This is a genomic window from Gemmatimonadota bacterium, assembly GCA_040388535.1.
Lineage (GTDB): Bacteria > Gemmatimonadota > Gemmatimonadetes > Gemmatimonadales > GWC2-71-9 > Palsa-1233.
Genome location: JAZKBR010000001.1, coordinates 697,883 through 710,003, shown reverse-complemented (window position 1 = coordinate 710,003; position 12,121 = coordinate 697,883). Strand labels below are relative to the sequence as shown.

The 12,121-nt window shown below is 66.3% G+C and carries 9 protein-coding genes; all 9 read left to right on the top strand.

The window, feature by feature from the left end; translation table 11 throughout:
- Positions 1-71 precede the first annotated feature (71 nt).
- The 9 genes from V4558_03265 to acpS all read left to right on the top strand — a co-directional run bounded on the left by V4558_03265 (position 72) and on the right by acpS (position 12,097).
- Positions 72-2,147: a BamA/TamA family outer membrane protein gene (locus V4558_03265; protein MES2304494.1), complete on the top strand. Its 2,076-nt coding sequence runs from the start codon at positions 72-74 to the stop codon at positions 2,145-2,147.
- Positions 2,148-6,539 carry a translocation/assembly module TamB domain-containing protein gene (locus V4558_03260; GenBank protein ID MES2304493.1) on the top strand — a complete coding sequence of 1,464 codons (4,392 nt, stop codon included), beginning with the start codon at positions 2,148-2,150 and terminating at the stop codon, positions 6,537-6,539.
- A complete protein-coding gene (locus V4558_03255; protein MES2304492.1) occupies positions 6,540-7,442 on the top strand; it encodes a diacylglycerol kinase family protein in 903 nt (300 codons plus the stop codon).
- A gap of 80 nt (positions 7,443-7,522) precedes the next feature.
- Entirely contained in the window at positions 7,523-8,872 is a 1,350-nt protein-coding gene (locus V4558_03250) for a sigma-54 dependent transcriptional regulator (protein MES2304491.1), read from the top strand.
- Between the two features lie 184 nt (positions 8,873-9,056).
- Entirely contained in the window at positions 9,057-9,839 is a 783-nt protein-coding gene (locus V4558_03245; GenBank protein ID MES2304490.1) for an NlpC/P60 family protein, read from the top strand.
- Positions 9,839-10,534: an HAD family hydrolase gene (locus V4558_03240; protein ID MES2304489.1), complete on the top strand. Its 696-nt coding sequence runs from the start codon at positions 9,839-9,841 to the stop codon at positions 10,532-10,534. Before V4558_03245 ends, V4558_03240 begins: the two co-directional genes overlap by 1 nt.
- Positions 10,535-10,554: 20 nt before the next feature.
- Positions 10,555-11,118: a hypothetical protein gene (locus tag V4558_03235; GenBank protein ID MES2304488.1), complete on the top strand. Its 564-nt coding sequence runs from the start codon at positions 10,555-10,557 to the stop codon at positions 11,116-11,118.
- Positions 11,115-11,726 (top strand): hypothetical protein, encoded by a 612-nt coding sequence (locus V4558_03230; GenBank protein MES2304487.1) that lies wholly within the window; start codon positions 11,115-11,117, stop codon positions 11,724-11,726. Before V4558_03235 ends, V4558_03230 begins: the two co-directional genes overlap by 4 nt.
- Complete coding sequence (gene acpS, locus V4558_03225) at positions 11,717-12,097, top strand: holo-ACP synthase (GenBank protein ID MES2304486.1); 381 nt, start codon at positions 11,717-11,719, stop codon at positions 12,095-12,097. The genes V4558_03230 and acpS overlap by 10 nt, the downstream gene beginning before the upstream one ends.
- Positions 12,098-12,121: the final 24 nt, after the last annotated feature.

Here is a 12,121-nt window from a genome sequence, read left to right as displayed (position 1 = left end):
AGACAATGCGGTCAATCGGCGGGTCAAGCGGGTGGAGCAGCGGCACACGGCGGCTGCTTCAGGGGGGTCTTGTGGCGGTCGCCCTGGGCGCGAGCGCTCCGGTGCCGGTTGCGGCGCAATCGTCGCAACTGGTCATCCGGGGACTCTCGTTCTCCGGCAACCACGCCGTCGATGCCACCACCCTCGCAGCGGCGATCGCGACGACGAACTCGTCGGCGTTCGCGCGCTGGAGTGCGTTCCGCTGGCTCGGGCTTGGCCAGAAGCGGCTCTTCAACCAGCAGGACTTCCTTCGCGACATTCTGCGGGTGCAGCTGGTCTATCGCCGCAGCGGCTACCTCGACGTCAAGGTCGACACGGTGGTTCGCCGGACCGACCAGGACATCTACATCACCTTCAAGATCACCGAAGGATTGCCGGTGCGGGTCGAGACGCTCGAGTTTGCGGGGCTCGACTCGCTCGCCGAGGCGGACCGGAAGGAACTCACGCTCGATCTCCCGCTCGCCAAGGGTGACGTCTTCTCACGCTATGTCCTCGAGGCTTCCAGGGACACCCTGGTCACGCGGCTGAGCAATAGCGGCTACCCCAATGCGCTCGTCTCGGGTCGCTTCGTGGTGAACGACACGTTGCGGACGGCGCAGGTCATCCTCGAAGCACGACCGGGCACTCCCGCCGTCTTCAGCGACATCCATGTGGTGGGATACAAGCAGGTCGACTCCGGCTACATCGCTTCGCTGCTGACGGCGCACGCCGGACAACCCTACCGGCAGGAAGAGATCTATCGGTCGCAGCGGGCGCTCTACGGCTCCGAACTCTTCCGGTTCGCGAGCGTGGCGATCGACAGCACCAGGTTTTCCGATTCGAGCACTCGCGTCCCGCTGCTGGTGACGGTACAGGAAGGGGCGATGCATCGCGCCCAGGCGTCGCTGGGCTATGCCACGACCGATTGTTTCCGGGCCGGTGCGGGGTGGACGGCGCGCAATGCGCTCGGCGGCGGCAAGATCGTCGATCTCTCGGGACATGTCTCGAAGATCGGCGTCGGTTCGCCGCTCGGGTTTGGTGCAGAGCGGAATATCTGCTCGTCGCTGCGCGAGGACTCGGTCGGGTCCCGACTGGCAAACTACGGACTGACCCTGTCACTTCGCCGCAACGGCTTTCTCTCGCCAGATAACTCGCTGTTGCTGTCGGCGTTCACGGAACGTCGCAGTGAATACAAGGTCTATCTGCGCGACGAAATCGGTGCGTCGGCGGCGATCACGCGGGAGACCTACGCCCGGATCCCGGTGTCGCTGACCTATCGATTTGCCTACGGGACCACGTCGGCCAACGCGGTGAGCTTCTGTGCCTTCTTCAACGCCTGCGTCGCCAAGGATATCGATCAGCTGCGCGAGCGACGGGTGCTCGCGACGCTCACGCTCAGCGCGGTCCGGCAGCGAGTCAACAATCTCCTCGATCCGTCCCGCGGATCACTGATGTCGATCGAGGCCACCGTCTCGTCGCGCTTCATCGGCAGTTCCGATCGACAGCAGTTCTGGCGCGTCGTGGGCGACGCCTCGTTCTACCTTCCGTTGACGCGGAGCATCGTGCTCGCGAGTCACCTGCGCGGCGGTGCGGTCTACGCGCCGAAGATCAATCTCGCGAGCGGGACGACCGCCAACTTTGTGCCACCGGATCAGCGTTTCTACGCTGGCGGCCCCAACGACGTGCGCGGCTTCGATCGCAACGAACTTGGTCCGGTGGTCTATGTCGCCCGGGATTCCTCGTTCAACGAGGCCGGCGAGCCCGACGCCGCTCTGGTGCGCGTCGCCGCGACCGGCGGTGACCGCATCGCCGTGGCGAACCTCGAGCTGCGACTGCCCTCGCCGGTGCTGTCGCAACGCCTTCGCTTTGCGGCCTTTGTCGATGCGGGTGCGCTCTGGGAAGGCGGCAACAATGCCGTGGTCCGGGTGACGCCGGGTGTCGGCCTCCGCTTTGCCTCGCCGCTCGGGCCGATCCGCTTTGATGTCGGCTACAACCCCTACAAGCTCCAGGCCGGCACGCTCTATTCGGCCAACAGCATCACGGGCGAACTGATTCAGGTGCGGCCCGACTACGTGAAGGATCGCGGCAGGAATTACACGCTGCACTTCTCCGTGGGGCAGGCCTTCTAGATGCGACGCTGGGTCCACCGGATCACGGCCGGGCTGCTGCTGCCGCCCGCGGTCGTCCTCGCGACGATCGCGGGGACTGTAGTGGCGCTGCTCTGGACCACGCCCGGACGTGCCCTCTCGGCGCGCCTCGCCACTGCCTACCTCACCGGCAGTGTCGCTGGGCGGATTCATATCGGCTCGCTCGGCGGCAACATCCTTAATCACATCGTGCTCCGTGATGTGACGATTCATGATTCGCTGGGCGGCGTGGTGTTGCAGGCCCCCGAAATCGAGGCGCGCTACATCCTCCCCGAGCTCCTCGCCGGCCGGATCGTGATGAGCGAACTGCGGCTCGAGAAACCACTGATTCACCTGGTGCGCTTGCAGCGTGGGCGCTGGAACTACGAGGAAGTCTTCCGCGTCGCGTCGGGGAAGCCAAGCAACAGCGCCCCGCCGCTGGTCGAATTCCGCAGCGTCGCGATCCACGACGGCGATATCCGGGTCGACGCACCCACCACCGCTCGGCCACCGAAGCTCCCCGCCTCGCGTAACGCGGCCGCGCCCAACCAGCCTGACATCCGCCCTGGTGTCGACGGTCTGGTGCGGGTGTATACCGCGAAGCACTTCACGGCCTCGATTCCTTATCTGCGGCTGTCGACGCCCGCGCACGAGCCGATTCTCGCCCAGATCGCGTCGCTTGCTGCTGAGCTCGGCGACCCGAAGCTCACCCTCACCGACCTCAAGGGCGAGATCCTGACCGCCCACGATTCGTTGCGGTTTACGCTCGAACACGCCGATCTGCCGGGGACGAGCGTCCGTGGCGGCGGCGCCGTGCGCTGGCCTCGCGACACCATTCTCTTCGATTTCGCACTCGACGCGCGGCGAGTCGATCTCGCGGATCTGCACTGGATTTCACCCGACTTCCCCGACTGGAAGGGAAGCGGTCGGGTCGTGGCCAAGTCCAGCAGCGGCACTCGCACCGACTATGCGCTGACGCATCTGACGCTCGGTGCCGGTGACACCTCTGCCACCGGCAAGCTGGTGGCGATCGTCGACAACGCCCGCGGCCTCGGCATGCGCGACCTCGATCTCGCGCTGCGGAATGTGCCGGTGCGGGTGATGCGTCCCTATCTCGATACCCTGCCGGTCGCGGGCACCCTCAACGGTCGCCTGCTCGCGAACGGCTTCCTCGATGGCCTCACGCTCGGAGGCGATCTCTGGTTCGCCGACGCGCTGGTGGCGGGTACCCCCCGTTCCCACTTCGTGATCAATGGGCTGATCCATTTCGGCGGCGCCGAAGGCGCCGTATTCGAGGGGTTCCGGCTTGACGAGTCGGTGATCGCACTCGGGACGGTGAACCGCCTGGTGCCAGCGATCATCATTCCGGGTGATCTCCACCTGGTGGGTCACCTCGACGGCTCATGGCAGAATGCGCGCTTTCAGGGGACCGTCGAACACCGCGCGCCGAACGCGGCACTCTCGCGGATGGTAGGCGCCGTTCGCTTCGACACTCGCAATCCGGTGCTCGGGCTCGCGCTCGATGCCGATTTCGACCAGCTCTCGTTCAACGCATTGCGCTCCGGGTATCCCCAGCTCGCGGCGCTTGGTGGCCTCACCGGACATGTCGTGGCCAACGGCTCGCTCGAATCACTTGATCTCAACGCCGATCTCTCGGGAGAGGTCGGGCATATCGTGGCCAAAGGGAAGGTGACCTTGATGCCGCCGCGCTTCGGCGCCGACTCGCTGGTGGTGGATCTGCAGCGTGCCGACATCGCCGCGATGACGGGGAAGGGAACGTCGAGCGCGCTCAATGGGCGAATCGTCGTGAGCGGAACGATCGACTCCCTGATCCCGCCGCGCGGCCGGATGACGGTGAATTTTGATCAGTCGCGCGTGGGCGGCGTCACCTTCCAGGCCATCATGGCCGGATTCCGCGCGGCCGACGGCCTCATCACCGTTGACACCGCCACCGTGCTCTGGCCCGACGGGCGCGTCGACGCGGCCGGCACCATCGGGTACGCCGCACCCGATTCGGGCACGCTGCGCGTTACCGGTGCGGCCTCGTCACTCGCCGCCTTCGATTCCCTCGCACGGGCGACACTCGGCGTCGCCGCCGACACCCTTCACCCGCACATCCTCGACGGCCTCGCTCGCGCGGCGCTCACGGTGCATGGCTCGCTGGACAACGCGACCGTCGCCGGGACCTTCGAGGTCGAGGACCTGCTGCTCGACAGCTGGCGGGTCACTGCGATGTCCGGGATGTTCACCGCCGATTCGCTCGGTGCCAATGGGATCACGCTCAACGCGACCATCGACACGCTCTCGATGGGTGCCCGGGTGATCGATTCGGTCCGGGTAAGGCTGTCGGGCCGTCCCGATTCCCTGTTGCTCGCCGGGAACGCCCGGATGCATCGCGCGCATTTCGCTGGTGGCGGCGCCTGGCTTTCACGCGGTGATGTTTCGACCCTGCAACTCGACTCCCTGACACTCGGCCTGCCGGTACAGCAGTGGCAGCTGGTGCGTCCGGCGCGGATGACCATCACCGACCGCGGAGTCACGCTCGCCGATACTCTCGCGATGCATACCACCGATGGCAGTGGCGCCTTCACGATGGTGGGCGTGGTGCCCGGTGGCGGGGCCGGTGATCTCACCGCGAGTGTGGTTGGGTTGCAGCTGAGCGATGTGTTCAACCTGCTCAATGCCGAGGCGAGCACCATCTCCGGCCTCGCGTCACTCGACCTGCATCTCACCGGTACGCGCGACCTCCCGCTGATGCGCGGCAGCATGGGCGTCGCGGGTCCGGTCGTTGGTGACGTGCGGGCGCCGATGATGCGTGCGGTGTTCGACTATCAGGAGCAGAAGCTGCGGTCGCGCCTCTCCTTCTGGCGCACCGGCGACCCGATTCTGGAAGTCGATGTCGCGCTGCCGCTCGACCTCGCGCTCGCGAAGCGGACCGAGCGGAAGCTGCCCGGCCCGCTCGAGATCACCGCCAGTGCCGACTCGGTGGATCTCCTGGTGCTCGAGGCCTTCACGCCGTCGATCAAGGACACGAAGGGGACGATGGCCCTGGATATGCGCGCAACCGGCACATGGGCTGCTCCCCGTCTCGATGGTTCGCTGGCAATCCACGAAGGACGGATGACGCTGCCAAGTCTCGGCGTGCGCTACGGGCCGATCGAAGGGGTCGCCCGCTTCAGTGGCGATTCGCTGGTGGTCGACACGCTGCTGATGAGCAGTGGCGAGGGCGACATCGACATCAAGGGGGGCATCCGGTTCGTGGGGCTGACGCAGCCGAATCTTGACCTGCGCTTCAACTCGCAGGGCTTCCTGGTGATGGATGTCCCGGATTACCTGCGGCTGCGCCCGACCGGTTCCTTCCTGCTGCGGGGGCCGATCGAGCGTCCGGTTCTCACCGGCGATGGGACGCTCTCGGGGAGCGTGCTCTACTTCGCCGACCTGGTCACCAAGCGAATCGTCGACCTCGAGGACCCTGAGAATCTCGATCTCGTCGACACCACGGCGTTCCGGCGACAGAGCCTGGGCGCCGCGTTCCAGAGCCGCTTCCTCGATTCGCTCGAGATCCGCAACCTGACCTTCCAGGTCGGGAGTGAGGTCTGGCTGCGCAGCTCCGAGGCAAACGTGCAACTTGAAGGACAGGTCACAGTCAACAAGTTGCGCAAGCAATACCGCCTCGACGGTGAGTTCAACGCACCGCGGGGGACCTACACCCTCAAGATCGGGCCGGTGAGTCGCGACTTCACCATCGAACGTGGTACGGTGCGGTACCTCGGCACCCCCGACCTGAACGCCTTGCTCGACCTCCAGGCACGACACGTCGTCCGCACCGTCGACGGCGAGGAAATTCCCATCGTGGCCAAGATCGGTGGCTCGATTCTGGTGCCGAGCCTCTCCCTCACGAGCCCGGGGAGGAGCATCGCCGAACGCGACCTGGTGTCCTACCTGATCTTCGGGCGGAGTGAGTTTCAGGTCGCGGGCGGACAATCCAATGGGGTGTCGCAGGCGGTGCAGACCGGGATGGCCCTGCTGGGAACCGCGCTTTCCAACGAGTTTCAGCGCTCGCTCGGAAATGAACTCGGATTCGACCTCTTCGAGATCCGCCCCGGATTCCTTAACGGGGGCTATACTGGCGGGTCGAACCTGACGCAGCTCGCGGTCGGCCGACAGATCGGATCCAAATGGTTCGTCACCGCGACCGCCGGCGGCTGTTTTGGTGGCGCGAAACAGAGCTTCTCGGGGAAGAATTTCGGCGCGACGCTCGAGTACCGCTTCTCGAAGACCTGGCGCGCCCAGGCGACAGCGGAACCACTCCAGTCGTGCCGCACCAGTGATGTCTTCAATATCCAAAGCCGCTACCAGCTCGGTGCGGGTCTGCTCTGGCAGAAGGACTATTAATTGGCCAAGGCGTTGTTGATTGCGAATCCCAACGCTGCGCGTACGGCGGCCGCGGCGGTCAAGGGAATCGAACAGGTCTTTCGCACAGCAGGGTGGGAACTCGAAACCCTCGCCACAGGTGGTCCGGGGGATGCAAGGAAGCTGTCGGAGTATGGTGTCAGCAGTGGCGTCGACATGGTCGCGGTCTTCGGCGGCGATGGTACCACGATGCAGGCGGCCGCGGCGCTGGTCGGCACCGATGTCACGCTCGGAGTCATTCCCGGCGGCACCGGCAATCTGCTCGCAGGAAATCTCAAGCTCCCGAACAATCCGGTCAAAGCGATCGATGCGATCCTGCGGGGCAGCGTCCGCCCGCTCGATCTCGGTCGGATGGAACGGTACGACGGCACCCACTACTTCGCCGTCGCGTGCGGGGCCGGCGCCGATGCGCGGGTGATGACCGAGACGCCCTCGCGGCAGAAGCACAAATGGGGAATGATGGCCTACTTCGCCACCACGCTCCGGGTGCTGCCCCAGGTTCGCAGCGTCCCCTACGAGATCACTGTCGATGGCTCGGTGACGCAACTCGACGCCGCGATGCTGCTGGTGGCCAATTGCGGCGACATCATCCCGCCGATCATCCGGCTGGGTCAGGGCATCTCTCCGGAAGACGGCCTGCTCGACCTGGTGGTGTTCCAATCCAATTCGGTTGGGGGGAGCGTCCGAGCGGTCTGGGACCTCCTCCGCGATGCTTCCGGCACCTACGGCAAGGACGTCTTCGTGGGCTATGCGCGGGGGAAGGAAATCTCGGTCCGGACGCTGGAGGGCCCGCAGCCAGTGCAGTTGGACGGCGAGGCCGGGGGCGAGACCCCGTTCGTGGCCACCGTGGTCCCGGGGGCGATCCGGGTGGCGCATCCCGGCTGACGGGCCCCTCCCCGAAATGAAGTGGTAAGTTATTGGACGTCCGGCTTAGCTTCCGCCACCCCGAACGACGTGCCGACCCCATGACCGAATCGCTGCTCCTGATCGACGACGACGTGACGCTGCTGAAGAATATCGGCGCGTATTTCGAGCATCGCGGCTGGGATGTCTTCACGGAACTCAGCGGCGAAGCTGGCCTGGTCACCTTCGATCGTGCCCGCCCCGACGTGGTCCTGCTTGACCTCGGCCTTCCCGGAATGGACGGCCTCGAAGTCCTCGAACAATTCCGCACTCGCGATACCGCGGTCATCATGATGACCGGCGATGCCGCCATTGCCACTGCGGTGCAGGCGATGCAGGCCGGCGCCGAAAACTTCCTCGTCAAGCCGGTCGACCTCGAGCACCTCGGCGCTGCGGTCACCCGCGCTGCCGAGAAGGTCCGACTTCGCCGGGTCAACCGGACCCTCATCGGCCAGAGCGCCACCACCGACGGCCTCGATTCGCTTGGTGGCTCCGTGGTGATGCGCGAGTTTGCGCACCAGCTCTCGGTCCTGGCCCGCAACGATCGTACGGCGGTCCTCATTCACGGGGAGAGCGGCAGCGGCAAGCGATGGGCGGCCCGTCTGCTGCACGATCTCTCGCCGCGCTCGAGCGCGCCGTTCATCGAGGTCGCCTGCGGCACCGGCGACGCGAGCTGGCTCGACCTCGAACTCTTCGGTCGGGAACAGACGGTCGACACTCCTGAGGGAGGGGCGCGACGGCAGGGGCTGCTCGAGGTTGCGGACGGCGGCACCCTCTTTCTCGACGAAGTCGCCGACTTGCCGTTGGAGTTGCAGGCCAAGATCGACGCCGTGCTTGAACAGCGGGCGTTCCGGCGTGCGGGTGGGACCCGGGAAATTCCGGTGGATATCCGGGTCGTCGCCGCGACCTCGCGATCGCTGTCGACGATGGTCGAATCGGGACGATTCCGCGAAGACCTGTACTACCGGCTCAACGTGATGCCACTCGAGGTGCCGCCCCTTCGCGACCGGGGTCAGGATGATATTCTTACCTTGATCCGCCGCTTCCTCCGGGAGCTGGCGCCGTCGATGCCGGGCGCGCCAACGAAGATTTCGGACGATGCCTTCGATCGCCTGCTGCATCACGGCTGGCCGGGGAATGTGCGCGAGATGCGTAACGTGCTCGAACGCGCGCTGCTGCTGGCACGCGGTCAGCCACAGATCGGGGCCGAGCATCTGCCGGGAGAGTTCCGCGCACGCTCGGGGCCGTTCGATCGGCGGCACACGCCGCTGACGATGGAGGAGGTGGAGCGGATGCATATCGACCGGACGCTCAAGCATCACGGCGGAAACCGGACCCGCGCGGCGCAGGAACTGGGCATCTCCCGGGCCACCTTGATCGCCAAGATCAAGCGTTACGCGATTCCACACTGATGGCGACCACACACCAGCGCCCACCCATTACGGAACGCGATGCGATGATCTGTCGCGCGTGCGGTCGCGAAGATCGCGCCTCCGAAGGGTACCCGTGCGAGGTGTGTGGCACCTTTCTCTGTCTCGTCTGCACCATTCGCGGCGTCACCCGCTGCCGAACCTGTGCCGCAAAGGATCAATCGGCGTGAAAGCAATTCTGGTCACCAAGGCTGTCGCTCCACTTCTCGCCGGACCAACACTCGCTACCGAACAAGTCTCCCAGATGGTGCTGGGTGAGGGCGCCGAGGTGCTCGGCCACGAAGGCCGGATGCTCCGCGTTCGCACCGTCGTGGACGACTACGAAGGGTGGATTCACGAGGGTTACGTGCGGCACGTGGATTTCAGCGAGGCCGAGCAGTGGCTCGGTGTTTCCGGCTGGTCCGAGGGCGCGCTACTCGAAGACAGTGTTGGTGTCGCCTTGCGCGCGCCACATCGTTCGCGACTCGTGATCGAAGGCCCCGATCGGGTCCGCCTCCCCGATGGATCGGCCGCGACGGTGCTGGCCGGCCGGGTGCGTCCGTACTACAACGTCGTCTCCGATGCGCAGAACGATTTCCCCGATGCCTGGGCGTGGCGCGAGTTCGCCGGCTCGCCGTACCTCTGGGGTGGCATCACCGCATCCGGGATCGACTGCTCGGGGCTGGTGCAGACCACCTTCCTCGCACGCGGCGTCCCGATTTCGCGCGATGCCCGTGACCAGATCGAGTACGGTACCGAGGTCGACTTCATCGAACGCCGTCGTGGCGATCTCGCCTTCTTCCGTGGCGCCGACAGCAGTGCCATCACGCACGTCGCGATACTGGCCCCCGACGAGCATATCGTCCACAGCACCGTCGAAACGGGGCAGGTCACCCTCGAGCCCTGGGGCATCGGAAGTCGCGCCGCACCGCTACGCGCCCGGCTCGTCGGCATCCGCCGACTCGCCTGATGAAACGGCTGGTACTCTTCGATATCGACGGCACGCTGCTGCTGAGCGCCTCCGCCGGCCGGCGAGCCATCGAGGCCGCCTTCGCCGAGGAGTTTGCCGATACCTCGTTCTTCGAGTCAGTACGCTTCGACGGCAAGACTGATCCGCAGATCGTGCGCGAGCTCTATCACGCGGCCGGTGCTCCTGATCGCGCTACGCCGGAACAGACTGATTTTCTCCTGAGCCGCTACGTGAACCATCTCGAGCGGGTGCTCGGCGAGCGCGGTCATCTGGTGCGCACGCTGCCTGGGATCACCGAATTGCTCGCGGCACTCGAGCTGCGCGACGATGTGCTGGTGGGGCTCCTGACCGGAAACATCGTTCCCGGAGCGCGTCTCAAGCTGGCTGCGGCCGGGCTCGCCTTCGACCGCTTTGCCCTCGGCGCATTTGGCTCCGACAGCGGGCACCGCCCCGACTTGCCGCCGATCGCCGCCGCGCGCGCTGAAGCATTCCTTGGTCATCTTCCGTCAGGCCACGATGTCGTGATCCTGGGCGACACGCCGGCTGACGTGACCTGCGGCGCTTCCATTGGCGCGCGTGCCATCGGGGTCGCGACCGGCTCCTATTCGGTGGCCGAGCTTGATGCCGCCGGGGCATATCGTTCGTTCGAGACCTTTACCGATACCGCGGCCGTGATGGAGGCACTCCTCTGCTAGAACTCGAATTGAAGGCAGTGGTGCCCGATGCCGACGCGCTGCGTCGTCGGCTCAGCGACGCGGGCCATCGGCCCTCGTTTGCCGGGCGAATGCTCGACCGTCGCTTCGATCGCGGCGGCGAGTTTGCGCTCGCCGACGAAGTAGTGCGGGTGCGTTCCTATCAGCAGGCCGACGGCTCGGTGCACGAAGTGCTCGGCTGGAAGGGTGCGACCACCGTCGATCTGCACGGTTACAAGGCGCGACCCGAAGTGGAGAGCATGCTCTCGGGCGGTGCGCCCGCTGCGACGCTGCTGCGGCAACTCCGCTTCGAAGTGATCCACGCCATTGATCGCTACGTCGAGGTGTTCGATGTCGGCGGAGCGATGGTGCGACTCGAGTGGTACCCCGACGGCGACACGCTCGTCGAGGTCGAGGGCGATCGCGATTCAATCGAAGCGGCAATCGTCGTGACCGGACTCGACCGAGCGAGCTTCAGCGCGGAACCGCTGGCGGTGTTCGCGGCGCAGTTCGCGGCCCGGAACGGGCACCCGGCAAGGCTCGCGCTCGAATCTCCCGACGAAATGCCGGCCCATTGGCCACGATGACTGAACCGCTCGCTCCTGATCTCGGTCGTCTCGCCGACCCAGCGCGCAAGACGCCCTACGACGACGTCCGGCTGGCGTTGCTTGACGCGCTCGTCTCCGCGAAGGGCGCAGGCACGATGGAGCACGCCGCCTGGCGGGAAGCCTTCGAGGGCGCCGTCCGGTCGTTGCGTATGCGCGTGCTCGGAGACGCTGAGGCCATCATGCGCAGCGCCGCCGCCCACGCGCGCTTTCCTGGCAAGCGACTCGCGGCCTTGCTCCCCGACGCCGAAGTGGCGGATGCACTGCTGCAGCGACTGCTGGCCGAGGGGATGGCACTGGAGCGGCTCGAAGGGGTGCCCGATGACCCGGCCTCGCGACGGGCGCGGGCACTCGCGGTCACGACCGGCTGGGAGGGGGCCGAGCGTGTCGCTTCTGTCGATGCCGCGAGGTGGCGAGCGCTGGCCGATGAAATCGCGGCGTGGCGACGACCGATGCAGCCGTTCTGGATAGCGGCCGGGGTGATTGTCGTCGTTGGCCTGCTCGTGGCCGGCTGGCTCGGCGGTCAGTTGCCGGCGCCGGCGTGGTTTGCGCCGGTGAGCCGGGCGTTCTGGTCGTTGCCATGGCCATAGTCGCCGTAGGTCTCGACGTGGTCGAGTTGCCGCGGGCGCGGGCCCTGCTGGCTCGCCACGGCGGGAGGATTCTTGATCGGACCCTTACCGATTTCGAGCGAGAGTATGTCGAGTCGCTCGGCGACCCGGCCCCCGCGTTCGCGGCGCGGCTGGCGGCCAAGGAGGCTGTCTACAAGGCGCTGCAGGTGCTCCCCGGAGCACGGGCCGTGGGCTGGCGCGAGATCGGGGTCCGTCGCCTCCCCGACGGCCGGCCGGAAGTCGAGTTGACTGGCCGGGCTGCCGAACTGCTCCGGCCGCACCGGGTCACCATTCACCTCTCCCTCTCCCATAGCCGCGACGTCGCGGCGGCCGTCGCGATCCTCGAGGGGTAGCAATCCCGACGGGTGGCCTCTAGT